Source organism: Halorientalis sp. IM1011, from assembly GCF_001989615.1.
GTDB lineage: Archaea > Halobacteriota > Halobacteria > Halobacteriales > Haloarculaceae > Halorientalis.
On record NZ_CP019067.1, the window covers coordinates 2,039,394 to 2,065,190 of the forward strand.

Genomic DNA, 25,797 nt, shown 5'->3' on the forward strand with positions numbered 1-25,797 from the left:
CTACTCCCGCCCCTCCTCGATATCGCCGTGTGCCTGTCCGTACCCGCCGTCGTCCCCGTGCTCCCGTTCCCGGAGATTCTGCCGAGTGAACTGCGGTTCGGTCTGTATCCCCGACCGACGACGGAGCGAGCGATAGATACCCACGAAGGCAAGCGCTGCACCTAGCGCGGCGACGGCGGCGGCCGTCTCGTCGCCGGCGACGAACAGGAGCAGCGCGGCGACTACCGAGCCGGCGAACACGAACCCGAGGACGACCTGCTTCGCGAGTCGGTCGAACAGTCCTTCCTCGTCGCCAAGCGCCGTCCGCACGGTGATATCGTCCCGGGCCGCCCGGTCGAGCGTGTGCTCCAGTTTCGGACCGGTCACCAGCAGCGCCCGGCCTGTGACCTGCACCTCGTCGCTCGCGCGGTCGAGCAGTTCCCGGACGCCGCGGCTCGCGTACCCCTCCTCGCGGACGTACTCGGTGACGAGTGCGATCAGGTCGAACTCGGGGTCGAGCGTCCGACAGACTCCTTCCAGAACTGTGGTGACCCGGACGATCAGCGCCAGTTCCTGTGGCAGGCGGAGGGGGAACTCGTACAGTTCGGCCTGGAACTCCGCGACGAGTTGCTGGACGCGGTACTGGTCGACGTTCCGTCCCCGGAAGCTCTCGATGACGATCTCGAACATCTCGCGTATGAGCCGGCGGTCTGCTGTCGGATCGAGCGCCCCCATCGCGACGAAGGAGTCGACGATCCCGTCCACGTCGTTGCGCGCGATGGACACGTACATCTCGAAGATCTGCTCTTGCAGGCGATCGGAGACCGTGCCGGTGATCCCGAAGTCGTAGAAGACGATCGTGCCGTCGGCCTGCACCGCGAGGTTCCCCGGATGGGGGTCGGCGTGGAACACGCCCTGTTCCAGCACCATCTCGATGTAGGCCGAAAAGAGGCGATCGACCAGCGCCTCCCGGTCGACCCCCATCTCGTCCAGTCGCTCCACGTCGGTGATCTTCGTCCCCTCGACGTACTCCATCGTCAGCACGCGCGGCCCGGAGTGGGTGTCGATGGGTTCGGGCACCCGCACACCGTCGTCGTCGGCGAAGTTCTCACGCACGGTTTCGAGCATCCGCGCTTCGTGGCCGTAGTCCATCTCCTCGCGGATAGTCGCGGAGAACTCGTCGGCGAGATTTTCGAGGGTGAACGCCTGCCCGGGTTCGGCACCGCGGATCAACAGGGGCGTCAGCGTCTCGATAACCCTGAGATCGGCCGCGACGCGCCGGCGGATGTTCGGCCGCAGGACCTTCACCGCGACCCGCTGGCCGTCCAGCCGGGCGGTGTACACCTGCCCGAGGCTCGCGCCGCTGATCGGCTCGGTGTCGAAGGTCTCGAAGGCCTCCGCGACGGGGCCGACCTCGGCCTCGACGATGGGTTCGATCTCGGCCCACTCGGCCGGCGGGACGCGGTCCTGCAGCCGCTTGAGGACGGTGATGTAGGGGCCGGGGAGCACGTCGGGTCGCGTCGAGAGGATCTGGCCCACCTTGATGAACGTCGGGCCGAGCGTCACCAGCGTCTCCAGTAACGACTCGGCGCGGGCGACCTGCGTCTCGGGGTCGACCTGACGCCCGCGCCCGAACAGGAGGAAGCGCCGTCGGTCACGGGCGTAGGCCAGCACGAGCGGGAGGAACTCCCAGGTGACGACGACCAGCCGCCAGGCGACGCGGAGTCGGAGCCAGCGGTCGCCCTGTTCGATGTCGTCCGGGTCGTCGTCCGTCCGTTCCGACTGGCCGCTCCCGGCCGCGGACCCGCCGGGTCCCGTCGCTGCTCGGGATCGGTCCGAGACACCCGCGCTCGTCCCCGCCTCGGAGTCGGCCATCCTGCCCGTGCTTGGGGTGCACCACTGAAGGCCGTGGTGGTCGGGTTCGTTCCCCCGTTCGGAGACGCTCCCGCTGGTCGCGTCTCCCTGCTCACGGGCTTCGCCCGTTCGCGTTTCGAGACTCTCCTTCCAGTCGAGTCTCGCGTTGCTCGCGGTTCCTTCGTCACCGCTCGACAGACTCACGGGCGCTTCGCGCCCGTTCGCGTTCTGGAGGTTCTCCCTGTCTCGCGGTTTCACCGCTCGACCGTTCGAGGACTCCCTCCGGTCGTCCTCGCCACGCTCGAGCCTCCCTACTCCCCTACGGCATCGGGACGAACCCGAAACCGGTTGTACCCGCCGTGAGAGAGTTCGAGCGAGTCGAGCCACCAGTTCCACCGCTCGGCCAGATCGTAGTCGTCCGGGGCGTCTTCGAGGTTCTCCACCACTGCGTCGACGGTCAGCTCGAAGCCCAGCTCGGCCTCGATCTTCCCGGCGTCGGCCAGATCGCGGGCCTGCCGCGCCACCACGCGGCGCGCCCGCTCGGTCCCCCCGAAGGCCGCACCCAGTTCGCGTTCCAACGAATCTCTGTCCACACGCCCGCTGCGGCCCGGACCTACTTGACGTTCTCGAAGCGAATTCGCGGGTCCGTTCCGACGGGCTTTTTATTCGGCGTGGTCTGAATCGACCAATGGCAGATTTCACCGTCGTCGTCGCGGACCCCGAGAGCGGCGACACCTACCAGCTCGACGTGGACGGACAGGACGCGAACCGCTTCATCGGCCGCGAACTCGGCGACGAGGTCGACGGCTCCGCCGTCGGCCTCGACGGGTACACACTCGAACTCACCGGCGGCTCGGACAACGCGGGCCGACCGATGCGGTCCGACGTGCGCGGGCCGGCCCTCACGTCCCTGCTCTCGGACGGCGGCACCGGCTTCGAGCCGACCCGCAACGGCGAGCGCAAGCGCGTGACCGTTCGCGGTCGCGAGGTCAGCGAGGAGGTCCGGCAGATCAACGCCAAGATCACCGAGCGCGGCTCCGAGGACGTCGCCGACCTGCTGGGCGAGGGCGAGGACGACGAGTAACGTGTCCGACCGCCTCCCGAGCGATCACGACGCCGTCGAGACACATCGAGCCTCCCTCGAACGCGTCGGCCGGACCGACCGCCCGAAAGTCGTCGTCCCCGACGACGCGTCGGTCCCGACCGACGAGGTGGTCCGACTCGTCGTCGACGGCCGAACCTGTCACACACGAATCGAGACGAGCCTGCAGGGCGACCCCGAGATCACGGGTGCCTACGACACGCCGACGCTGGCCCGTGACCCCAGCGAGGGGGAGAACCGCCTCGACGAGTGGGTCGCAGACGCCAACGTGACCGTCGGCGGCTCGGTCCTGCTGGACGAGGTCACCGAGGGGTTCAAATACGGACTGCGCGCGCCCGGCGAGCGAACCGTCTACGAGGCGACCGAGAAACCCGACGACGGGCTCTCGGCCATCGCCGAGGACCTCGGCGAGGACTGATCGGCGGTCGCGTCCCCGCTCGGTCCCGACTCGACTCGCCAGATGGCTCCGGATTCGATACGCGCACAAACGTTTTGACTGTCTACGTACTGGCAAGTGTACGGGGACCCGTGCGCGAAACGCTCAAGAGTCGGCCACACCTACCGACGCCAGTTTGATATGTCGGAATCAGTGATCGCGGACTTCGTGGGCAAATTCAACGCCAGCGCCTCCGAGCGCGGGCAGCCGGCGACCGGCCGGATTCTCCTCAGCCAGAAACGGCTGGTGCTGGCCGCCGACGCCGGCAAGACCACGATCCCGCTGTCCGCGATCTTCGACGTGGCCGTCGGCCACGTGCCCCAGGACCTGGGGAAGTTCTTCGACTCGACGGTGACCATCGCGTTCCGGAAGGGCGACCACCGACACGTCGCGGCCGTCGAGGCCGACGACGACAAGATCGAGAAGTTCTCGACCGTCCTGTTCAAGGCCCTGCTCAACGGGACGACGATGACCGTCAAACACCCGGCGCGGCTCGGGGGCCGCGTCACCGACGCCGCCTTCCACCCCGCGAAACTCTACCTCAAACCGCAGATGGTCCGGTTCAAGGGTCCAGACTCGACGTTCACCGTCGACCTCTCGACGGTGACGGAGTTCGAACGCAGCCAGCGTGAGATCGACGGCAAACGGCGGGAGGTGCTGTCGGTCCGGCACATGCAGGACGGCCAGGCGATGACCTCGCTGGCCGCCGTCGATTCCGGCCGGAAGATGAGCATCCTCGGCCGGTACCTCCGGCTAGAGTACAGCGACATCGTCGCCGACCTCGAGGACATCTCGCTGTCCGAGGCGGAGACGGAACTGCTCGTCGCGGTCTACTCGACCGGCCCCGGCGTCTCGCTGGCCAACGTCGTCGACGTGGAACCCAGTCAGGTCGAGTTGCTGCTGGGTGACCTCCGGAGCGAGGGTCTGATCGCCGACGGACAGGAGGAGACGGAACTCACGGCGAAAGGACGGATCGTCGTCAGCGACAAACTCGAAGACGTCAACCAGTGAGGACGCGCCCCGTCCGGTGGCGTCGGCCTACCGGTCGTCCATCACGTCGCTTGCGATGTGTCGGCCGCGGGCTTTCAGTCGAACTTCCTTGCGAACCCGGACCTCCTCCAGAATTTCGAGTTCGATCAGCCGGTCGTACACCTCCTCGACCTTCTCGACGTCCATCCCCACGAAGTTGGGAATCTCGAACGGCGAGACGCCCGAGTACAGCGCCATCAACACCTCGTGTTCCCGTTCCGAGAGGTCGGCGTTGACTTCCGCGCGCTGTTCGCCCTCCCGCAGGAGGCTCCGGAGGAAGGCACAGTGGCGACGCGTCCCGGAGATGTGGGTCTGGACGCTCGTGTCGCCGTCTTCGGTGTGTTCGACCTCGAGCACGAGGCGTTCGTCGCCCATGACCGTCCGATTCCCCTCGTCGACGCCGCCGATGTCGTCGAGAGGGATCTCGACGAACTGACCGTCGGAGACGGCGAGTTCGACCCGTTCGTCCCCGATCTTGAGTCGGCCTTTCTTCCACTCGGTGTCCTGGACGACACCGCCCTCGACGGCGGGGTGTTTCGCGAGGATCACCTGCTGGTTGAGGAGGGCGCCGTAGAGTTTGTTCTTGAACGACTCCGTGTCGTTGGGGGCGACCAGCGTCACGTCCTTGCCGACCTGCAGGGAGATGTATCCCGACACGCGGGCGATGGCCTGATTGACGTCGATTCGGCCCTTGAGGCCGTCGACGTCCGAGAGGGGGATGGTCCGCTTGCCGTCGTTGCTGACGAGGACGATCCGTTTGTTCGAGAGGATGATGCGGCCGCTCTCCCACTCGATGTCGTTGAGCTTGCGCCCGTCCTTGACGACCTGCGCGAACTTCCCCTGGTCGTCGGCGAGTTTCTGTTCACCCTCGCTCATGGGCAGTCGTATCTCCCCGGAAGTTCACTCCGTGGCCGTATTAACCTTCCCGCCGTACGAACTGCCGAAACGCGAGTCACTGGACACCCCTCCCGCCGAGTTTCGAGATGGCCGAGAAGGCCTTCTTCCTGAGCTGTTCGCTCTCGGTCGTGTCGATGAGGTCGTCGAGTCGCTTGCGCGAGCGCTCGCCGCCGACCTTTCCGAGTGTGAACACCGCCTGTGCCCGAACGCTCTCGGCGTAGCTGGTGTCGTCGACCACGTCGAGCAGGCGAGTCTCGACCCGTGTACCGCCGATTTCGGCGAGACTCGTCGCGGCGAACTGCGCGGTCATCTGGTCGTCGTCCTCCAGGGTCTCGACCAGCGCCTCGACGATCCGGCCGTAGCCCGCGCTGTCCTCGTCCGCGACCCGCCCCAGCAGCCACGCGGTGTTGCGCCGCTGACGGTTCTGGGTGCTCTCTTCGAGGATGTCGATCATCGGGACGAGGACGCTCCGGTCGTCGGTCCGGTTGAGCTGTTCGACGACGGTTTCGCGGATCTCGTGGCTCTGGTCGGTCGGCACGTTCGAGAGGAGCTCGATGATCGAGTACACCGCGGCCCGGCGCACCGACGCGTCGTCGTCCGACAGCGCCGAGACCAATCCCTCCACGGGACGGGCGTCCCCGAAGTTCCCCATCGCGCCGACGGCGATGCGCCGGATCGGTCCGCGCTCGTCGTCGAACATGTCCAGAAGCGCCGTCAGGGCCTGCCGGTTGCCGATCGCCCCGAGCGCTTCGGCGGCCTCCCGGCGCACCTCGGCTTTCGGGTCCGACAGGCGCTCGATCAGGGCGTCGGTCGCGCGGGCGTCCTCCAGCCGGCCGCAGGCGCGGGCGACACGCGCCCGGACGCGGGGGTCGGGATCGTCCAGCGACTCCAGCAACGTGGGCAACACGTCGGTCTTCCCGAGTTCGCCCAGCGCGTTGGCGGCGGCCATCCGCAACTCGGGCACGTCGGACGACAGCGCCTTCGCGAAGGCCTTGGCCTTCGCCCAGTCGGCCTGCTGGTCCTCGTTCAGATTCAGGCCGGCCATCTCGGCGATCAACGCTTCCATCGCGTCGGTCCCCAGTTGATTCAGGGCGTCGATGGCGGCGGCAGTCACGCGGTCGCTCTCGGCCGACTGGGCCAGGTCCACCAGCGGGGTCACCGCGTCGTGACCCTCCAGCGTCTCCGCGTCGAAGTCACCGAGGATCTCGGCGGCCCGTGCCCGGACCTCGGGGTTCTCGCTGGTCCGGAGCACCGACTTCAGCCCCTCGACCTCGCCGTCGCGCTCGAGCTGATAGAGTGACATTATGCCTTGCGGTAGATGCGGTTGCGCTTGTCGAACGGTTCGAAGGTGTCCCGGCACTCGTAGGGGAGCGTCTCGGTCATCCCGATGACGAGGAAGCCGTCACCACGCAACGATCCCTCGATGGTCTCGAAGATGGGCACCTTGTACTCCGAATCGATGTAGATCAGCAGGTTCCGACAGAGCACCAGGTCGAAGTCGTGCTTGGGATCGCCCCGGATGAGGTCGTGGTTCTCGAACTCGACGAGGTCTTTCACCCGGTCTTTCACCTGGAACCGGTCGCCGTCCTGTTCCACGTAGCCCGTCGAGTCGGCCAGCGGGGCGAGTTCGTCGCCGATGTCGGTCGTCTGGGAGGTCTCGTAGACGCCCTCGCGAGCGACGTTCAGGGAGTCGTCGCTGATGTCGGTGCCCAGGACCGAGAGGCGGCGTTCGTCGATCTCCGGGTCGTCGAGCGCGAGCATCGCGAGCGAGTACGGTTCCCGGCCGTCGGCACAGGGGGCGCTCCAGGCCCGGACCGTCCGGCGCTCGTCGGTCAACCGCCGCAGCACGTCCCGGATGCCGCTCCAGGCCTCGGGGTTGCGGAAGAAGCCGGTGACGTTGATCGACAGCGAGTCGAGCAACTGGGCCTGCTCGCCGCCGTCGTCGATCAGTTGGCGCTGATACTCCTCGTAGCTGTCGGCACCGGTCCGGCGCATCCGGGCGGTGATCCGCCGGTCGAGATAGGCGTCGTTGTAGAAGCCGGTCTCGAATCCCACGTCGCGCTGGATGTACCCGAGGAGGTCGTCGAAGGCCTCGCGGGACTCCTGCCTGCTGTCGGTCATCTCAGAGAGTCACCACGTCGAGGATGTGGACGATGTTGCCGTCTCCGAGGACGGCAGTTCCCGAGAGGCCGGGCGTCCCGCTGAGGATGCCCTCCAGGGGTTTGACGACGACTTCCTCCTGCTGGGTGACGGCGTCACACTTCAGTGCGACCTGCCGTTCGGACTCCCGGATGCGGACGAGCATGCCGTCGCCGTTTTCCTTCGCGTCGGGCACGTCGAACGCCTCGGCGATGTCGACGATCGGGTAGATGTCGCCGTCGTGTTCGACGACTTCCTCGCCGTTGATCACCTTCGTCCCGTTCTTCTGGCTGATCTCGTCGATGTTCTTGATCGGGACGCCGTACTGCTCGTCGCCGACCTGCACGAACAGGACCTTGACGATGGCCATCGTCACGGGCAGGCGAAGCGAGACGGTCGTCCCCTCGCCGGGCTCGGAGTCGACCGAGACCGACCCGTCCAGTTGCGTGACGGTGTCGTGGACCACGTCCATCCCGACGCCGCGCCCACTGGTGTCGGTGACCTCCTCCTTCGTCGAGAGGCCGGGGTGGAAAGCCAGGTCGTAGATCTCGCCGTCCTCCATCCGATCGAGTTCCTCCTCGCTCCGGACGCCGTGTTCCAGCGCCTGCTGGCGGATGTCCTCGACGGCAAGCCCCGCGCCGTCGTCCTCGACCTCGATGATGACGTGATCCCGTTCACGGGTTGCCCGCAACTCGACGGTCCCCTCGCGGGGTTTGCCCGTCCGTTCGCGTTCCTCGGGGGGTTCGATCCCGTGGTCGACGGAGTTCCGCAGGATGTGCATCAGGGGGTCCGAGATTTCGGTGAGGATCGTCCGGTCGAGTTCGATGTCCTCGCCCTCGATCTCGAAGTTCACCTCCTTGTCGAGTTCTCGCGCCAGGTCCCGGACGAGTCGCGGGAACTTGCCCACGACCTTCTTCAGCGGGATCAGGCGCATGTCCATGACGGTGTTCTGGAGGTTGGCGCTGATCTTGTCCAGTTCGTTGAGGTTCTCGCTGGCGGCGTCCGTGTCGCCGTCGTCGACGGCCCGGCGGAGCTTGATCCGGCTGGTCACGAGCTGTTCGACCTGCCCGTGGAGTTCGTCCAGTCGGTCCACGTCCACCCGGACGGACTTGATCTCGTCGACGGAGGAGTCCGTCGAGGCCGCCGTGGCACCGCCGTCGTCGCCGTCGTCCTCGCCGTCGGCGAACCCGTCGACCACCTCGACCGCGTAGGCGTCGATCTTGGAGACCCGTTCGAGGCTTCCCCGCAACACGTCGACGTCGGGGGCGTCCACCAGCAGATCGAACCCGGCCTCGTACTCGCCGTCCTCGATCTCGGCCCGGGCGGGTTCGGCCGCCAGGAGTCCGAAGGTGTCGGCGACTGCCTCGACCGCGAGCATGCCGTCGACGCCTTTCATGTTGCTGTCGCCGATCTCGACACGGATCTGGTAGGCCTCGTCGGCGTCGACGCTCGCGTCGGCGAACATCGCGGTGTCGACTTCGACGCTCCCGTCACCGTCGGGGTCGTCGCTCACCTCCGCCGCGTCGTCGGCGTCGCTGCCGGCCGCTTGCTCGTCGTCGGCCTCCTCGGTCCCGTCGTCTTCGGCGGCTTCGGAGCCGTCCTCCAGAACCCCCCGGATCTCGGCGACCATCTCGGAGGTGTCGGTCGACGATTCTCCGTCGGCTTCGATCTCTCCGACGATGACCTCGATCTGGTCGACGCCGGCGAAGATCATGTCCATCCGCTCGGGGGTGACCTCCATCTCCCCCTCGCGCATCTCGTCTAAGAGGTCCTCGATGGCGTGGGCGAGGTCGCTCGCGTCCTCGAAGCCCATCGCGCCGAAGTTGCCCTTCAGCGTGTGGGCCTTTCGGAAGATCGACTCCATCGCCTGCTCGTCTTCCGGGTCGGACTCCAGGGCGAGCAGGGAGTTGTTCAGTTCGGTGATCGCTTCCTCGCTTTCGCGGATGAACGCGTCGAGATACTGGTCCTCCATAAGTTAGGCCTCCGTAATCGCCTCGAGTACGGCGTCGGTGATCGACTCCAGCGCGAGTTCGTCGTCGACGACGCCTGTCTCGACGGCTCGTTTCGGCATGCCGTACACCGCGGAACTCGCCTCGTCCTGGGCGATCACGTGACCGCCCGCCTGCGCGACAGCCCGGACGCCCTCGGCACCGTCGGTCCCCATGCCGGTCAGGATGACGGCGACCATCGGGTCGGTGATGCAGTCGGCGGCGCTCCGCATCGTCACGTCGACGGCCGGGCGAACGCTGTTCTCCGGCGCTGTCTCCGTACACGCCACGCGGAGTCGCCCGCGGGCGTAGTTGGTGACGTCCATGTGTTTGCCGCCAGCCGCCACGAGCGCCTCGCCGCCGCCGATGCGTGCCCCGTCGGTCGCCTCGCGCACGTCGTAGTCGCTACGGCCGTCGAGCCGTTCTGCGAACCGGCTCGTGAAGCCGTCGGGCATGTGCTGGACGATCAACACGCGCAGATCCGCCTCCAGGGGGAGCTCGGCCATGATCTGCTCGACCACGGTCGGTCCGCCCGTCGAGGAGCCCAGCAACAGCGTCGGACGATCGACGTACGACGCGTCCGGTTTCGTGACGCTGCTGGCCTCCCCTGTCGCGCTCGCGGGTGTCGCCGTCTCGGCCGCTTCGACGGCCTCGGTGTAGGCTTCCTGGGGCGTGGTCGCGTCGGTGCCAGGCCCGACGCTCACGTCGACGTCGGCGACCGACTGGACCATCTCCGTCAGCTGGTCCGCCAGACGCGACATCTCCATCGAGACCTCGCCGCCGGGCTTGGTGAAGAAGTCGACTGCGCCCTTCTCCAGGGCCTCGAAGGTCACGTCGGCGTTCTCGTCGGTATGGGCCGACAACATGAGCACCGGTGTGGGGTTTTCGGCCATGATCTCCTCGACGGCCTCGATGCCGTTCATCTCGGGCATCTCCACGTCCATGGTCACGACGTCGGGTTCGTGTTCGCGGACGGCCCGGACGGCCTCGTGGCCGTTCCGCGCCTCGGCGACGACCTCGACGCCGCTCTCCTCGAGCATGTCGGAGATGACGCTGCGCATGAAGTGCGAATCGTCCGTGACGACGGCCCGTGTCGGGCGTTTCGGCATCCGTGAGTTCTGTCACGGTGGTATCCGCGAGCGACCAATAAAGACACCGCCCCCGTAATCAAATGTGATAGCCCGGGGGGCAGTCTTAAGTCCGGATCCGGCCTCAGTTGGAGACAGACCGACCACTGCGGTCGAACCCACTATGTCACAGGCGACACCGACGGACACCGTCGAGGCGACCGGACAGGTCCTGGAGTTCGAACTGGGGCCGGAGACGTACTGCGTCGACATCGACTACGTGACCGAGATCGTCGACGTCGGCGAGTTGACGGGGCTGCCGAACGCGCCCGACTACGTGCGAGGCGTGATGGACCTGCGCGGGCGGACGACGGCCATCGTCGACCCGAAGTCGATCTTCGACATCGACGGGACCGACGCCGACGGCCAGCGGATCATCGTGTTCGATCCGGAGATCATCGGCGACCGCAAGGCTGCGGGGTGGCTCGTCGACGAAGTCCGCCAGGTCGTCAAACTCGATTCCGACACCATCGAGGCCGCACCCGACGGCGGCCGCGAGGCGGTTCGGGGCGTTATCAACCACGAGGACGACGACAGGGGGTTCGTGATCTGGGTCGATCCCCAGGCCGTCCACCGGTGAGCGTTCGGGCGAACGGGCATCTCGGGACTCAAGCCCCCGCCTGGGCGGCACTTACGATCAGTTGGGGAACAAGATTTTTCTACTCGGACGACGGACCCTTTTTTAATTCGCGGCGTGTACGCCTCTCCAAGAGAACATGATCGAGCTAACGAAGACGGGGATCGACGGACTCGACCAGATCCTCAACGGTGGGATCGTCACGAACTCGACGACGCTGGTCAGCGGGAATCCGGGGGCGGGCAAGTCCATCCTGGGACTCCAGTACATCTACAACGGCGTCGAGATGTTCGACGAGAAGGGGATCTACCTGTCCTTCGAGGAGAACGAACAGGACATCCGTGAAGCCGCGGAATCCATCGGCTTCGAGAACTGGGCCGACCACGTCGAGAGCGGCGACATCAAGGTGTTCGACAAGCAGGTGCTGCTCCGGGAGAACGACTTTACTTCTTCGCTGGACCTGTTGCTCGACGACATCCAGGACGAGGACTACCAGCGGATGGTACTCGATTCGCTGACGATGTTCCAGCTCTTCTTCGAGAACGAACAGGAGAAACGAACCTACCTGCTGAAGTTCACCGACATCCTCCGGCAGAACGAACTGACGACGCTGATGACCAACGAACAGGGAGCCGTCTTCCCCGACACCGACATCGGCCTCGAGAACTACCTCACCGACGGGAACATCTACCTGATCCAGACCCCCACGGAGTCCGGCGTCAACCGCTACGTCTGGGTGGCGAAGATGCGCAAACAGAACATCGAGACCGACATCTTCCCCATGGAGATCGAACACGGCGGGATCACCGTCCACCAGAACGCCAGCGCGTTCTCGATGATGAGTGAGGACGAATCGCCGATCTGAGGCGCTCTCCCCGACGTTATAGACGACGATAACGGGTATCAACGACCGAAATCCGAGCGCGACCGGACGAAACCGCACGCGACGGCACAGGTCGTGGATCGCTTCAATGATTCGTTTGACCCGTCAATTTTATAATTGGGTAAATTCATTATCTGATAATCAATGCCACCTGCTGAGATTCTACGAACGCTTGGAAACAAGTACAGTGCCGAGATTCTGGAGGCCACGGACGAGCCCCAGTCGGCACAGGGGTTGAGCGAGGAACTCGACATACCCATCGCCACCTGCTACCGCCGGATCGACGAGTTGACCGAGCACGATCTGCTCGAACTCCACGACAACATCCTCTCGGACGACCGGCGTCGGATCAAGGTCTACCGGCGCAACGTCGACGAGATCACCGTCGACTTCTCGGGGGAACTCTCGGTGGCCGTCGAAGAGCGGTCGGAAGTGACCAACAAACTCGACGAGGCCTGGCGGACGCTCTCGGAGAGCTAATTTCAGTACTGGGCACTGGGGGAACGGGAGACCGACGACGTCCTGCGGTTTTTCGCCGTCTGTAACGGGTAGTTATCAGCATAGATATTTTCAAGCATGGATTTAAGGTAGGTTCTGCCGTGGGTGGTCTTAGAGCACTGTGATGACAGTAGAAATCCTCTATGCCGCCTCCACCTTGGTCTTCGTCGTGGCCGGGTTGACGATGGTCGGCATGGCCATACGCGCGTACGTACAAACGTCACGACAGGCGATGTTACATCTCTCGCTGGGGTTCTCGCTGGCCGTCGCTGGAGCCGCCGCGACGATGATCAGTGCGTTCATCAACGACTTCTCGGGCACCCGGTGGCTGTTGCTGGTCAACAGCGGGTTGACGACCTTCGGCTACCTGTTCGTGATGTACAGCCTCGTCACCTACGAGTAACTCCCGCCGCCAGCCGTTGGGTGAACCACGGCTTGCACGGAGTGTTATCATCGGCGAAATCGTGGCCTACACTCGATTATCACATCCAAATTCGCGAAACAGCGGTTACAAATCGCTATAATCGAGAGCTAATTGGTTGTTTTCAGACGAGATAATTGGCAGGTCAGGTTTATTACCAAGACTTCGTTCTGTCAGTGTAGAGTCCGGGTCGGCCGTGACGGTCGCTCGGGCACAGGTAACAAACCATGTTCGAGATATTCAGAGAAGACGAAGACAAGGGTCAGGTCGGTATCGGGACCCTCATCGTGTTCATCGCGATGGTCCTCGTCGCGGCGATCGCGGCGGGCGTCCTGATCAACACGGCCGGCTTCCTGCAGAGTCAGTCAGAAGAGACCGGTGAACAGAGCAGTCAACAGGTCACCAACCGGCTGCAGGTCCAGCAGTCGAGCGGACTGGTCGAGGATAACGGCGGCGCCCTGACCGTGGGCGGCGTCGAGATGATCGCCACCAAGGCCCCCGGTGCGGAGGACATCGACCTCACGGGAGTGTCGATCCAGTGGGTCGACGACTCCGGGACGTACGACCTCGTCCACGCTGACGTGATCGACGCCGAGGGGAACAACGCCGACGGGGCGTTCGACCACGTCGGAATCAAGGACCAGGACAACTCGCTCGGCGGGGACGTCCCGGTCATCAACAGTCCCGACGACCGGGCGAAGCTGGTGATCAGCATCGGTGACGAGTACACCCAGGATAGCGCCTTCCCGTCGGACGCGATCCGCAGCGACACTACGGGCCTCCAGGAGGGTGACACGGTGACGCTCCGTATTACCACCCAGTCCGGGTCCGTCTCGACCGTCCGTCTGGTCGTCCCCGAATCGCTGAGTGGCAAGTCCGCCGCCACGCTCTAATCCGGTCGCGCACTTTTCGTTTTCTTCACGCCGATCAGAGACATCTCGATGCTTGCCAACTACATCGATACCACCGACGGAATTATTGCCCTCGGTCACGGCAGACCCTAGCATGTCCCCGGGCCCAGACGAGGAGCCGACCGGTGGCGACCCCGAAGAGGGGCCCGTCCTCTCGCCGGAGGAACTCGACATCGGCGAGGACGAACACGTCAGGGAACTCGACGACGGGCGCTACGTGGTCTCGCCGAACGAACCCATCGCCGACTCCAAACCGGCCGGGCGGATCGACGGCAGGACGACCGACGACCGACCCGTGCCGCCGGAACCCGACACCGATCCCGACCCGACCGGTGTGCCGTCGGCCACTGCACCGCACGAAACCGAACCGGGCCCGGAACCGGAACTGACGGCCGACCAGGTTCACGAGTGGCTCACGAAGGATCTCGACGCGTCGAACTCCCGGTACGGCTTCGACATCACCGCGGCGTTCGACAGTGGGGTCTCCCAGCAACGGATGGTCTCGAACGACGTGGTCACCATCTTCGAGAACCTCGTCATGTGGTACGCCCAGCAGATCGACCGGAACACGCCCGTCGAGGAGGTGCTCGGCATCCTCCTGATGGAGGCGTCGGTGCCGGTCCGGTACCCGCCCGACGCCATCGTCCGGACGCTCGAATCGACGGACCTCTCGCCCGAGGACTCCATCGCCGATCTGCTCTCCGAGATCCGCGAGGACGACGGGTTCCAGCTCTGACGGATGGGCGACCGCTCGATCCCGTCGGTCCGGCGACTCCAGTTCGGCACCGCTGCCGTCGTCCTCGCCGTCCTGCTGTTATCGGGCCCGCTCGTCGGTATCGTCGACCTTACACCCGAGTCCCGGGGCGCCGCTGAACTCGGGGCTGGCACCGCCAACGCTACCGTGGTCGGCGATCCGACCGCCGAGCTCGCGATCACGTCCGGCCGGTTCGGGACGAACGTCTCCTACCTCCGGATCCCGCCGGCGAGTGTCGACGTCGACCGCGTCGAGCAGCGCCCGCGACTGCTCTACGTCGTTCGCGTCCCGCAACTCGACTTCGAACGGTCGGTGACACACCCTCTGGACGAGAGCGTCGACGGGCGCGTCACGCTCCGCATGGACGACCGTGCGTTCCCGAACCGGGTGATCCGAACGGACAGCTACCGGGCGACCGTCATCGTCCGGGTCCAGAGCTTCGACGGGACCCGGACGATCTACCGGCGCAACGCGACCGTGCCGGTCCGCCGGTGATCGCGGACGAAACCGCTGATAACGGCCCGCCCGTCGGAGACCGAACGTCGGCCAGCCGTGTGCGTGTTCGGAGCCGCTGTCCGGGACGTATTCAAACGCGATAATCTGACGGAAGGGTTTATCCCGATATTCGCAGTACCAACCGGTAACAATGTCAGAAGTACTGATCGCGGACGATTCGGAGTTCATGCGGAACCTGCTGCGGGAGATTCTGGAGGAGGACCACCAGATCGTCGGGGAGGTGGAGAACGGCGTCGAGGCCGTGGAGGTCTACAAGGAGGAGCGGCCGGATCTGGTGATGATGGACATCGTGATGCCGATCCGGGACGGGATCGAGGCGACAGACGAGATCAAGAACGGTGATCCGGAGGCGACGGTCATCATGTGTACCAGCGTCGGGCAGGAAGAGAAGATGAAGGAGGCGGTCAAGGCCGGCGCTGACGGGTACATCACGAAGCCCTTCCAGAAGCCGAGCGTGATCGAGGCGATCGAGGACGCGGTCGGGGCGTAGGCGATGGAAGTCGATATCCAGTCGCTCGAGACGGTCAACCAGCTCGCATCCGAGGGGGCCCAGCGAGCGACGGCCATGCTGGCCCAGATGACGGGTATCCAGGCCGACGTGGAGGTGACCAAGATCTCCCTCACGGACCGGGCGGACATCGGCGAGGAACTCACCGGCCATGAACTGGTCGGGATCGACTTCGATCTGGAGGGCGGGCTGGTCGGCGATACGACGCTCGTGTTCGAGGCGGCCTGTACCGGCCCCATCGTCGAGGCGCTCCCGGGCGATGGGGCCGGCGACGGGATGATCGAGTCGAGCGTCGAGGAGATCGGCAACATCATGATGAGCGGTTTCATCGACGGGTGGGCCGACTTCCTCGGGACGACGATCGAACACTCGCCGCCGCGGTACGTCGAGGCGACGGGCGCGGACGTGCTCCCGGCCGCCGAGGATCCGGCCGAACAGGTGTTCGTGTTCAAAAACCACATCGAGTGGCCGGGTGAGGATCTCAGTTTCTACATCTACATGCTGCCGGCTTCCGACCGGCTGACCGAACTGATGAGTGACCTCGGGACCGGTGGTGACGCCATCCCGGTCGACAAGCTATCGGTGTTCAACGACATGACCCGGGAGGGCACCCGCAAAGCCGCCCGGAACGTCACCGAGATGACCGGCATCGAGACCCGCGCGGAGGTGACCCAGATCAGTTTCGCGCCGGTCGAAGACGTCCCCAAACAGGTCGACAACAGGCCCTGCGTCGGGACGGCCGTCGAGTTCTCCGGGACGCCGAGTGGCTACCTGATGGTGCTCTTCGACGAGGAGTCGGCGACGGCCGTCGCGGAGGCGCTGATGCCGATGGAACCCGACGGCGAGGGCTTCACCGACATGCACGAGAGCGCCATCGAGGAGATGGGCAACATCATGACCAGCGGGTTCATCGACGGCTGGGCGAACGTCCTCCAGACGTCCATCGACCACACGCCGCCCCGCGTCGTCCACGACATGGGTCGGGCGATCATCGACCCGCTGGCGGCCCAGGTCGGCCAGCACCAGGAACACGCGTTCATCATCGAGTCCCGCATGCAGACCGAGGATCTGGAGTTCGGCTGTGAGATTCACGCCCTCCCCGACGACGCGGAGCTGCGTCAGGCGCTCGCGGAACTGGACGTCGAGCGGAGTGAGGAGACCGAACCCGACGTGGAACGGATCTTCGAATGAAAGTATACGACAGTACCACGAGGACGGCGAGCAGTCCCGAACAGGAACGGCTCAAGGTCGGTATCGCCGAGTACGAGGTGACGACCGAGGACGCGACGCTGACGACCAGCGGCCTCGGGTCCTGTCTCGGCGTCGCGCTGTACGACCCCGAGGCCGGCGTCGCCGGACTCGTCCACGTGATGCTCCCCTCCGCCGACGGCGTCGAGGACCCAAACGTCGCCAAGTACGCCGACACCGGAATCGAGACGCTGCTCCTGGAGATGGAGCGCGTCGGCGCGGATCGGGACCGCGTCCGCGCGAAAGTCGCCGGCGGGAGCGACATGCTCGACTTCTCGGAGAACGGGTCGGGCATCGGCGTCCGGAACATGCAGCAGGTCGAGGCGACGCTCGAGGAGTTCGGCGTCCCCCTCGTCAGCCAGGACGTCGGCGGCGACCACGGCCGCTCGCTCCGCCTCGACGGTGCCTCCGGCGACCTCACGGTCAAAAGCGCCAACGACGGCCGGAAGACGCTCTGAGCCGTTCGGGGATACGTAAACAGCCGCTGTTTCTATCGGTGATAACAGAACCGTCTATATCGGTACTTCTGCAGGAACGGATGCATGGGGTGCTAGGTGACGATATCGGCCAATTCGACCGAAATCTCCAGTCGAAGCGTCTGACGAATATCACTCATGATACCATAGCCGACAGGTTGAAGGTCGTAAGGGGAGAATAGCGACAGTAATGAGTAGTCTCGCCGCGGGCCCGGTCGGGTTCGCGATCGCCACTGGAACAGGGGGTCAGGTACCCGAGGGGCTGGCTCCCCTGGTGGCGCTCGTGGCCAGCGGCGTCGTCGGCATGAGTATCAAGAACGTCTTCGATTCGATCCTCTCCGACGAGGACGAGGACGGTGATATCGGCGGCGATATGGGCGAGGATATGAGCAGCGACGGCGGCCTGATGGCCGAGGGCGGTGACGACGACCTCGACGATCTGGGCGGTCTCGGCGGCGACGACGATCTGGGCGGATTCGACGACGACGGTGACGGGTTCGGCGACATGGACGGCGGCGGTGGCGGTCCGGCCACCGACGAGCTGGAGAACCGGCTGGACGAACTCGAAAACGAGGTCGGCAGTCTCCAGTCGACGGTCAACACCGTCCGCAACGAGAACGAGCAGATCGGCGAGCAGGTTCAGGACCTGGACGAGAACATCCGGAAACTGCTCGACATCTACGAGATGGTCACGCGCGGCGTCAATCCCTTCGCCGACGACATTCAGGCGGGTGCCGGCGGTGGCGGGATCGAGGAGGGAAGCTTCGGCCTGTTCAGCGACGACGACGACGGCGAGGACGACGAGGAGATCGACGACGAGATCGCCAACGCCGACGCCGAGGGCTTTTTCGACGAAGACCTCGTCGAAGACGGAGAAGACGACGTCGAAGACGTGGGCGACGACTTCGGCAGCGTCAGCGACGTCGTGGACGACGACGGTGCGGACGACGACATGGGCGAGTTCGAGGACGACTTCGACGACTTCGACGATGGCGGCGACGAGTTCGACGATATGGACGACCTCGACGACGACGGTGACGATTTCGGCGACCTCGACGACGGCGACGACGGCGACGACGGCGGAGACGGCGGAAAGTCCTTCCAGGAACTCAAACAGGAGTACGAGTCCGGCGACGCCGACTGGGCCGAAGGCGAAGAGCCCGACGGCGAGGGCGACGAACTCGCGGACGATTCCGACGACGAACTCGTCGACGAGGACGCCGACGCCGGTGACGACCTGGACGACCTCGACGACGAGATGGACGGCGACGTGGTCGAGTCAACCGACGTCGACGACGTGCTCCCGTCGGCCGGTGACGACGAGGAGGACGACGAGGCAGTCGACGCGGGCGGGACAGCAGCCGTCGAGCCCGACGAAGAGATCGAGTCCGACCCCGAACTGGCGGCGGAGTCGGAACTCGAGTCGGAGTCGGAACTCGAGTCGGAGTCGGAACCCGAGGCCACGACGGCCGCGCCCGCGGGAACGGAACAGGCTGGCGCGACCGACACGGACGGGGATTCGGCGGCCGACGGGCCGGGGAAGCCGTACCTGCGGACGCTTCCGGACGGGTACGCGGCCGATCTGATCGTCATGGAGTGGCTGGAGTTCCTCGTCGAGGAGTCGGACGTGCGCGAGACGGCCGAAGCGATCCAGTACTACGAGCGGATCGACTGGGTCAGCGAGCCGGTCGCCGGAGAGTTGCGGTCGTTCCTGTCTGGGTTCGACGGCGGGTCGGGTGGATCGCTGACGATCGATCACCACACCCGGAGTCTTCGGTACATCAGCCAACTCGACCAGGACGCCGGCGACGGGGCGGCCATGCAACTGTTGGCCCGTGGAGGTGGTGGTGATGGGCTTCAGCGTTAGCGGCTCGGCGGCGATTCTCTTCGTCGGGCTGTTCATCGGCTTCGGCATCCTCTTTGGCGCCGTCTCCGACGGCTTCGAACGCGTCTCGGACGCACAGGACGCCCAGACCGACGACGCCCTCGACACCGAAAACACCGCGATCAACGTCACGTCGACCGAGTACGTCGGTACCACCGACCGACTCACCGTGCTGGTGGAAAACACCGGTTCGACGTCGATCGGGCTCAACACGACCGACTTCCTGGTCGAGAACGACTACGTGACCGACTGGCGAGGGTCGGCGACCGTCGACGGACAGGACGACACGTGGCTGTGGTTGCCGGGCGAACAGCTCAACGTCACGATCCGGACGAGTGACGTGCCGGCGCGGGTGACGGTCGTCACCGGCAACGGCGTCACCCGGACGACGGAGGTGAACTGAGATGGGCGTCAGCGTGAGCTCCTCGTTCGCCGTGATCGTCGTCGGCGCGCTCGTCGCCTTCGGCGTGTTCTACAGCGCCTCGGCAAACTCCTTCGAGCGCGTTCAGGAGGCCAATCAGGGGCAAAATGACCGGTTCGACCGCGTCCAGAATACCCGCATCACCGTCACGGCGGCCGAGGTGATCGACTCGACGCCCTGCACGGTCCGGGTGAACGCCACCAACGACGGGGAGACCGCACTCGCGCTCCCGGACACGGACGTACTGGTCGACGGCGTCTACGCGACGGACTGGGCCGCGGACACGCGCGTCGAGGGCGACCGGAACACCAGCGACTGGTTCCCGGCCGAGCGGCTGAGCCTGAACGTCACCGTCGACGGGACGCCCGAGCGCGTCAAGGTCGTCACGGGCTCCGGCGTGGCGGCGACGAGACCGATCACGGGTGGTTCGGCATGCTGACGGAGGTGCGTGACTGATGGCGAGCGTCTCCGTCTCCCACATGATCCTGTTTATCGCCTCCATCGTGATCGCCGCGAGCGTCGCGGGCGTGTTCACCGACAGCATCAGCCAGGTGAGCCAGGCCATCGACGACCGCGGGCTATCGGTCAGCGAGAACGTCCGGACGGACATCGAGGTGATAAGCGACAGCGGGTCGGCCGCCGTCTACGACGAGACGACCGAGAACGTCACCATCTACGTCAAGAACACCGGATCACGGGAGTTACGATCCGAGTCCGCGGCCATCGACGTGCTGGTCGACGGGCGGTACGAGACCGACGTGACGGTGACGGTACTCGACGGGGCCGACGGCTGGGGGCCCGGCGACGTGGTTCGACTGGATATCAGTCCGAACGACGGTGGCGGGCTCCAGGCCGGTGACCATCGCGTGAAGGTCATCGTCAACGACGACGAGGAGGTGTTTAGATTCCGCATATGAGTATCGCAACACAAGATCTCTACTCGCTCGGACTGGGCGATCACGACCGACTGAACAAGGAACTGGGCGGCGGTATTCCCCCCGGGAGCATCGTCCTCGTCGAGGGCGACTACGGGGCCGGGAAAAGCGCCATGAGCCAGCGGTTCACCTACGGACTCTGTGAGGAGGGGCACACGGTGACGATGCTCTCGACCGAACTCACGGTTGGGAGTTTCCTCGACCAGATGCACTCGCTGTCCTACGACATGGTCGATCACCTGCTCCAGGAGAGATGCCTGTTCCTCCACGCCGACATCGGCGACACGAACACGCTGACCGGTGGCGACGAGGCGGAGGGAGACCGCAAGGAACTGCTCAAGCGCCTGATGGAGGCCGAAGTGATGTGGGGATCCGACGTGATCATCATCGACACGTTCGATTCGATCCTCCGGAACGATCCGAAGTTCGAGGCGCTGGTCCGTCAGAACGAGGAACGCCAGGCCGCACTGGAGATCATCGGCTTCTTCCGGGACGTGATCTCCCGGGGGAAGGTGATCGTCCTCACTGTGGACCCCTCGACGCTGGAGGAGGAGGCCATCGGCCCGTTCCGTTCGATCGCCGACGTCTTCCTCGAACTGGAGATGGTCGAGGTCGGCAACGACGTGCGCCGTCAGATCTCGGTGAAGCGGTTCGCCGGGATGGGTGAACAGGTCGGTGACTCAATCGGGTACTCCGTCCGCTCGGGGACGGGCATCGTGATCGAGAGCCGGAGCGTCGCATAACCATGACCGAGCACGGGACCGCCCAGCCGTCGGACGAACTCAGGCAGTACGCCGCGAGGCGTCGCCACCTGCAGGACCACCTGAAGAAGTTCAAGCAGATCACGGGCGAGTTCCCGCTGCTCATCGACGAGGCCAGCACCGAGTACGAGTCACCGCGGCCGAACGTCCTCTACCCGGTCGGTGGCCCCATCTTCGTCCACATCTACGGCGACGTGGGCCAGGACACGAAGTACTACGCCATCGAGCCGGAACTCGACCAGACGGAGGCGACCGTCTACCAGAAGGTCCGGGACAAACTCCTCCAGAAGTCGGTGACGAAACCGGCCCCGACCGACGAGGCCGAGTACGACGACCGCATCGAGGAACTGCTCCAGGAGACCACCCGGATCAAAGACAGCGAGGACACCGGCCTGTTTAGCAGACTCCCCTCGATTCTCGACATGGGGAAAGTCGAGGTGTCCCGGGAGACCTACGAGGACATCCGGTACATCCTCAACCGGGACATCGTCGGGCTGGGGCCGCTGGAACCGATCATGCGCGACCCGGCCAACGAGGACATCCACGTCATCGGCCCCCACGAGACCTACGTCGACCACAGCGTCTACAGCATGCTGGAGACGACGGTCGACTTCGGCGAACCCGAGGAGTTCGACCAGTGGCTGCGCAACATGGGTGAACGGATCGGCGACCCCGTCTCCGACTCCGATCCCATCGTCGACTCCACGCTACCCGACGGGTCGCGTCTCAACCTCATCTACTCCGACGACGTGAGCCTCAAGGGCCCCTCGCTGACGATCCGGCAGGGCGACGAGACGCCGCTGTCGATGTTCCAGATCACGAAGTGGGGCACCCTGAGCCCGCGACTGGCCGCGTATCTCTGGCTCTGTCTGGAGAACGAACAGACGGTCTTCGTCGTCGGGGAGACGGCGTCGGGGAAGACGACGACGCTGAACGCCGCCTTCGCCTTCATCCCCCGGGACGCCAAGATCTACACCGCGGAGGACACCGCCGAGGTCATCCCGCCCCACGACACCTGGCAGCAACTCCTGACCCGCGAGGGCGAGGAGGAAGGCACGGGGGTCGACATGTTCGATCTGGTGGCGGCCGCCCTGCGTTCCCGTCCCGACTACATCATCCTCGGCGAGGTCCGTGGGGCGGAGGGTCGGATGGCGTTCCAGGCGGCCCAGACGGGGCACCCGGTCATGCTGACCTTCCACGCGAGCGACATCGTTAGTATGATCCAGCGGTTCACCAGCGATCCGATCAACGTCCCCGAGACGTTCATGGACGTGGCCGACGTCGCACTCTTCCAGAACCGGGTCAAGCAGGGTGACGAGGTGCTCCGCCGGGTGACCTCCGTCCAGGAGATCGAGGGCTACTCCAAGGAGATGGACGGGGTCGTCACCCGGCAGGCGTTCTACTGGGACCCGGTCGAAGACGAGATCGTCTTCCAGGGGATGAACAACTCCTACGTCCTCGAAGAGCAGATCGCGACCCTGCTGGGCTACGAGGACACCCGGATGATCTACGACGACCTGGATTTCCGCGCGAAGATCATCGAACGCGCCATCCAGGAGGACATCGTCGGCTACCACGAGGTCAACGAACTGATCGCCGACTTCCAGCGCGACGGGATCGAGGGCCTCCCCTTCGACATCCACCGGGAGACCTGACGATGGCATCGAAGGAATCGACCAGCACTGTCGACGAAATCAGGCTCTCGCTCGCCAGTGTCGCCGACGACCTGCTGGACTCCTACCAGCAGATGCACGTCCCGATGCGGCAGTACGTGCTGACGATCCTGCTCCCGGCGACCGGCTTCATGCTGGTGACCGTCCTCGGTGCACTTCTCGTCCCCGCGCCGATGTTCGTCCGGGTCCCGGTCCCCCTGCTCGGACTGCTGGCGTTCGGTGCCGCCGTCTTCTACCCGAAGATCCTCCTCTCACAGGAGAAGAAGGCGCTGAACAACCGACTCCACCTCGTGATCACGCACATGACCGTGCTGTCGACCACCCGGATCGACCGCATGGAGGTGTTCCGGGCGCTGGCCCAGGAAGAGGAGTACGGGGCACTGGCCGAGGAGATGCGCCGGGTGGTCCAGCTGGTCGACACCTGGAACCAGAGCCTCGACGACGCGCTCCGGCGCCGCGCCCGGCAGGTGCCGAGCGACGCCCTCGCGGACTTTTTCGACCGCCTTGCCTACACTCTCGGGGCCGGCCAGCCCCTCGAGGATTTCCTCCTCTCGGAGCAGGAGCAGGTGATGCAGAACTACGAGACCGTCTACACCGGCTCGCTGGAGAATCTGGAGGTCATGAAGGACCTCTACATGTCGATGATCCTCTCGATGACGTTCGCGCTGGTGTTCGCCGTCGTCCTCCCGATCCTGACCGGGACGGACCCGACCGCGACCGTCAGCGCCGTCATCCTCATGTTCATCTTCGTCCAGTCGGGGTTTTACCTCACGATCCGGACGATGGCGCCCCACGACCCGCTGTGGTACCAGCCCGATGAGATCATGACCGATCTCGACACGAAACTGATCGCCGTCTTCGCCACCGGCGTCTCGCTGACGCTCGTGCTGGCGTTCGTCTCGCTGGGCGGGCTCCTCGGTATCAGCCCGATCACGCTCGAGATGCTCCTGCCCATGTCGTCGATCCCGCTGCCCCTCTACGTGGCCGTCCCGTTCACGCCGCTTTTGATCCCCGGAATCTACGTCCGCCGGGTCGAGAAAGGGATCGCCGCCCGCGACGACGAGTTCCCCTCGTTCATCCGCGCCCTCGGTGCCGCCGAAGGAGCCAAGCAGTCCACGACCTCGATGGTCCTGTCGACGCTCCGGAAGAAGGACTTCGGTGACCTCACCGGCAACATCGACGACCTCTACAAGCGGCTGAACATGCGGATCGAACCCTCCTCGGCCTGGCGGTACTTCACCGCCGACTGTCGCTCCTACCTGATCCAGAAGTTCTCCGAGATGTACCTCATCGGCCGGGAGATGGGTGGCTCGCCCAAACAGCTGGGTGAACTCATCTCCGAGAACATGAACGTCGTCCTCCAGTTGCGCCAGCGCCGGTCCCAGGCCGCGACGACCCTGATCGGCCTGCTGTACGGGATCTCGGCGGCCGCGACCTTCGCCTTCTTCATCGGCCTGCAGGTCGTCAACATCCTCGCCAACATGGATCTGGACCTGACGACCTCCGCCGAGTTCAACGTCAACTCGATCATCAACACCGGCGTCTACAACATCCCACTCATCGAGTTCCTGCTGATCGTCGTCATCGTGTTCAACGCCCTGCTGTCCTCGCTGATGATCCGCGAGACCGACGGCGGCCACAAGCTCAACGCCTACATGCACTTCGTGATTCTGACGTGGCTCGGCGCCGTCATCGCCATCTTCACGAAGTCGATGGTGAGCAGCTTTCTCACCATCTAGAACCCACTTTTTACAACGGGGGGATTCGCCTGCGGCGAACCCCCCGTCTGCTCACGGGCGGCGAAGCCGCCCGTTCGCATGGTATGAGGGAGCTTCGCTCCCTCACTATTCCAAAAACTTGGGGAAAAACTCCCTCGGCGCTCAGCCTTCGGCTTCGCGCCGAGTGAACCGGCGGCGAAGCCGCCGGATGCTGGTGTTGACTCTACTACGCCACGCAAGTACCGGTACCACACCCTCCCCAACCGATTCGCTCGGGCATCCGCCCTCGCTCATCCCTCGCGATCGCTCGGCCGCTCGACGGCGCGCGCCACCGCAGGACGATTCGTACGTCGACCACTATCGGCTCCCTTCGCGTCGCTTTTGTGTCCACGGGCGCGAGAGCGGGCATGGACGAGAAACGCGAGCAGTTCCTCGCGGGCGAGCGCCCCGACGACGTACTCCTCTATTTCGACGAGCGCGCCGTCGAGGGGATGGACCGCCTCGCGAAGGTCGGCGAGAGCGTTGAAGGCGGCATCGTGCTGGTGCTCCCCGGCGAGGAGGGCCGCTCTGCCTTCCAGCGCGCCGTCGGCGTCGACCCGATGACGTTGGCCCAGTCGGCGATGGGCAACGAAAGTGAGATCGACGACGGCTGTACCGGCGGGAGCTGCCCCGATCGGGAACAGGAGGGCGACCACTTCGCCCGCTTCGTCTTCGCCTTCGCCGAGGAACAGAACGAGGACGTGGGCGGGCTCTACGCAGAGGGCGACGTAATCCACGCCTACGCCCGGTGTGACTGCGGCACGACCTACTCCGAGAAGTGGGTCGCCGAGGACTGACCTACTCGTCCGGTTCTTCGTGGGTCAGGCCGACGTAGATCGCGGCGACGACGAACATCACGACGACGAGTCCCGTCCGCGCCGCACCGCTGTCGGGGGCTGTCTCCTGCAACGCGAGGATCGCCGCACTACAGACGCCCACGACGGCGATCAGCGCGAGAAACAGCTTCGGGTTCTTCGACGCGACGCGAGTAATGGAGGGGAAAGCCATGCCTACCTCTGTCT

29 protein-coding genes are annotated in these 25,797 nt (G+C 65.2%); 21 read left to right on the forward strand and 8 right to left on the reverse strand.

Going from position 1 to position 25,797, the window contains the following annotated elements:
- Positions 1–1,854, reverse strand: coding sequence for an AarF/ABC1/UbiB kinase family protein (locus tag BV210_RS10300; RefSeq protein ID WP_084802693.1), 1,854 nt, complete (start codon positions 1,852–1,854; stop codon positions 1–3).
- Positions 1,855–2,144: 290 nt separating this feature from the next.
- The gene (locus BV210_RS10305) at positions 2,145–2,426 is read right to left on the reverse strand and encodes a hypothetical protein (protein WP_077206581.1); all 282 of its coding nucleotides are present in this window, start codon (positions 2,424–2,426) and stop codon (positions 2,145–2,147) included.
- A gap of 95 nt (positions 2,427–2,521) precedes the next feature.
- Here BV210_RS10305 and BV210_RS10310 point away from each other — a divergent pair, with 95 nt between their 5' ends.
- The 3 genes from BV210_RS10310 to BV210_RS10320 all read left to right on the forward strand — a co-directional run bounded on the left by BV210_RS10310 (position 2,522) and on the right by BV210_RS10320 (position 4,382).
- Positions 2,522–2,917: a 30S ribosomal protein S6e gene (locus BV210_RS10310; protein ID WP_077206582.1), complete on the forward strand. Its 396-nt coding sequence runs from the start codon at positions 2,522–2,524 to the stop codon at positions 2,915–2,917.
- Between the two features lies 1 nt (position 2,918).
- On the forward strand, positions 2,919–3,353 hold the full coding sequence (locus tag BV210_RS10315; protein WP_077206583.1) for a hypothetical protein: 435 nt from the start codon (positions 2,919–2,921) through the stop codon (positions 3,351–3,353).
- A gap of 159 nt (positions 3,354–3,512) precedes the next feature.
- Positions 3,513–4,382: a CheF family chemotaxis protein gene (locus tag BV210_RS10320; protein ID WP_077206584.1), complete on the forward strand. Its 870-nt coding sequence runs from the start codon at positions 3,513–3,515 to the stop codon at positions 4,380–4,382.
- 27 nt (positions 4,383–4,409) lie between these two features.
- On the opposite strand, the gene BV210_RS10325 is transcribed toward BV210_RS10320, so the two are convergent.
- The 5 genes from BV210_RS10325 to cheB form a co-directional block, all read right to left on the reverse strand.
- Positions 4,410–5,276, reverse strand: coding sequence for a CheF family chemotaxis protein (locus BV210_RS10325; protein ID WP_077206585.1), 867 nt, complete (start codon positions 5,274–5,276; stop codon positions 4,410–4,412).
- Positions 5,277–5,352: 76 nt separating this feature from the next.
- Positions 5,353–6,600: a HEAT repeat domain-containing protein gene (locus tag BV210_RS10330; RefSeq protein ID WP_077206586.1), complete on the reverse strand. Its 1,248-nt coding sequence runs from the start codon at positions 6,598–6,600 to the stop codon at positions 5,353–5,355.
- Positions 6,600–7,418 (reverse strand): protein-glutamate O-methyltransferase CheR, encoded by an 819-nt coding sequence (locus BV210_RS10335; protein WP_077206587.1) that lies wholly within the window; start codon positions 7,416–7,418, stop codon positions 6,600–6,602. The genes BV210_RS10330 and BV210_RS10335 overlap by 1 nt, the downstream gene beginning before the upstream one ends.
- A 1-nt stretch (position 7,419) precedes the next feature.
- Positions 7,420–9,408, reverse strand: coding sequence for a chemotaxis protein CheA (gene cheA / locus BV210_RS10340; RefSeq protein WP_077206588.1), 1,989 nt, complete (start codon positions 9,406–9,408; stop codon positions 7,420–7,422).
- A gap of 3 nt (positions 9,409–9,411) precedes the next feature.
- Positions 9,412–10,533, reverse strand: coding sequence for a chemotaxis-specific protein-glutamate methyltransferase CheB (gene cheB / locus BV210_RS10345; protein WP_077206589.1), 1,122 nt, complete (start codon positions 10,531–10,533; stop codon positions 9,412–9,414).
- A gap of 142 nt (positions 10,534–10,675) precedes the next feature.
- Between cheB and BV210_RS10350 the strand changes: the two genes are divergently transcribed.
- From BV210_RS10350 to BV210_RS10435, 18 genes are all read left to right on the forward strand, one after another.
- Entirely contained in the window at positions 10,676–11,131 is a 456-nt protein-coding gene (locus tag BV210_RS10350) for a chemotaxis protein CheW (RefSeq protein ID WP_077206590.1), read from the forward strand.
- Between the two features lie 136 nt (positions 11,132–11,267).
- Complete coding sequence (locus BV210_RS10355) at positions 11,268–11,993, forward strand: ATPase domain-containing protein (protein WP_077206591.1); 726 nt, start codon at positions 11,268–11,270, stop codon at positions 11,991–11,993.
- A gap of 162 nt (positions 11,994–12,155) precedes the next feature.
- Entirely contained in the window at positions 12,156–12,491 is a 336-nt protein-coding gene (locus BV210_RS10360) for a helix-turn-helix domain-containing protein (RefSeq protein WP_077206592.1), read from the forward strand.
- A gap of 142 nt (positions 12,492–12,633) precedes the next feature.
- Complete coding sequence (locus tag BV210_RS10365) at positions 12,634–12,912, forward strand: hypothetical protein (protein WP_077206593.1); 279 nt, start codon at positions 12,634–12,636, stop codon at positions 12,910–12,912.
- A 245-nt stretch (positions 12,913–13,157) separates the two neighbouring features.
- Positions 13,158–13,823 carry an archaellin/type IV pilin N-terminal domain-containing protein gene (locus BV210_RS10370; RefSeq protein ID WP_077206594.1) on the forward strand — a complete coding sequence of 222 codons (666 nt, stop codon included), beginning with the start codon at positions 13,158–13,160 and terminating at the stop codon, positions 13,821–13,823.
- Positions 13,824–13,935: 112 nt separating this feature from the next.
- Positions 13,936–14,577, forward strand: a complete 642-nt coding sequence (locus BV210_RS10375; protein WP_077206595.1) for a hypothetical protein — start codon at positions 13,936–13,938, stop codon at positions 14,575–14,577.
- A gap of 3 nt (positions 14,578–14,580) precedes the next feature.
- Positions 14,581–15,090, forward strand: coding sequence for a hypothetical protein (locus BV210_RS10380; RefSeq protein ID WP_077206596.1), 510 nt, complete (start codon positions 14,581–14,583; stop codon positions 15,088–15,090).
- A 151-nt stretch (positions 15,091–15,241) separates the two neighbouring features.
- Positions 15,242–15,601 (forward strand): chemotaxis protein CheY, encoded by a 360-nt coding sequence (gene cheY / locus BV210_RS10385; protein WP_077206597.1) that lies wholly within the window; start codon positions 15,242–15,244, stop codon positions 15,599–15,601.
- A 3-nt stretch (positions 15,602–15,604) separates the two neighbouring features.
- Positions 15,605–16,810 carry a chemotaxis protein CheC gene (locus BV210_RS10390; RefSeq protein ID WP_077206598.1) on the forward strand — a complete coding sequence of 402 codons (1,206 nt, stop codon included), beginning with the start codon at positions 15,605–15,607 and terminating at the stop codon, positions 16,808–16,810.
- Positions 16,807–17,325 carry a chemotaxis protein CheD gene (locus BV210_RS10395; protein ID WP_077206599.1) on the forward strand — a complete coding sequence of 173 codons (519 nt, stop codon included), beginning with the start codon at positions 16,807–16,809 and terminating at the stop codon, positions 17,323–17,325. The genes BV210_RS10390 and BV210_RS10395 overlap by 4 nt, the downstream gene beginning before the upstream one ends.
- A 208-nt stretch (positions 17,326–17,533) precedes the next feature.
- Positions 17,534–19,210, forward strand: coding sequence for a FlaD/FlaE family flagellar protein (locus BV210_RS10400; protein ID WP_077206600.1), 1,677 nt, complete (start codon positions 17,534–17,536; stop codon positions 19,208–19,210).
- A complete protein-coding gene (locus BV210_RS10405) occupies positions 19,194–19,631 on the forward strand; it encodes a hypothetical protein (RefSeq protein WP_077206601.1) in 438 nt (145 codons plus the stop codon). The genes BV210_RS10400 and BV210_RS10405 overlap by 17 nt, the downstream gene beginning before the upstream one ends.
- A gap of 1 nt (position 19,632) precedes the next feature.
- Positions 19,633–20,088, forward strand: coding sequence for a hypothetical protein (locus BV210_RS10410; RefSeq protein WP_077206602.1), 456 nt, complete (start codon positions 19,633–19,635; stop codon positions 20,086–20,088).
- A gap of 16 nt (positions 20,089–20,104) precedes the next feature.
- Complete coding sequence (locus tag BV210_RS10415) at positions 20,105–20,566, forward strand: flagellar protein G (protein ID WP_077206603.1); 462 nt, start codon at positions 20,105–20,107, stop codon at positions 20,564–20,566.
- Entirely contained in the window at positions 20,563–21,327 is a 765-nt protein-coding gene (locus tag BV210_RS10420) for an ATPase domain-containing protein (RefSeq protein WP_077206604.1), read from the forward strand. Before BV210_RS10415 ends, BV210_RS10420 begins: the two co-directional genes overlap by 4 nt.
- 2 nt (positions 21,328–21,329) lie before the next feature.
- Complete coding sequence (locus BV210_RS10425; protein WP_077206605.1) at positions 21,330–23,000, forward strand: type II/IV secretion system ATPase subunit; 1,671 nt, start codon at positions 21,330–21,332, stop codon at positions 22,998–23,000.
- A 2-nt stretch (positions 23,001–23,002) separates the two neighbouring features.
- A complete protein-coding gene (flaJ, locus tag BV210_RS10430; protein ID WP_077206606.1) occupies positions 23,003–24,757 on the forward strand; it encodes an archaellar assembly protein FlaJ in 1,755 nt (584 codons plus the stop codon).
- A 386-nt stretch (positions 24,758–25,143) separates the two neighbouring features.
- Complete coding sequence (locus BV210_RS10435; protein WP_077206607.1) at positions 25,144–25,572, forward strand: DUF5807 family protein; 429 nt, start codon at positions 25,144–25,146, stop codon at positions 25,570–25,572.
- Between the two features lies 1 nt (position 25,573).
- Here the strand turns inward: BV210_RS10435 and BV210_RS10440 are convergent, their stop codons facing one another.
- Complete coding sequence (locus BV210_RS10440) at positions 25,574–25,783, reverse strand: hypothetical protein (RefSeq protein WP_077206608.1); 210 nt, start codon at positions 25,781–25,783, stop codon at positions 25,574–25,576.
- Positions 25,784–25,797 lie beyond the last annotated feature (14 nt).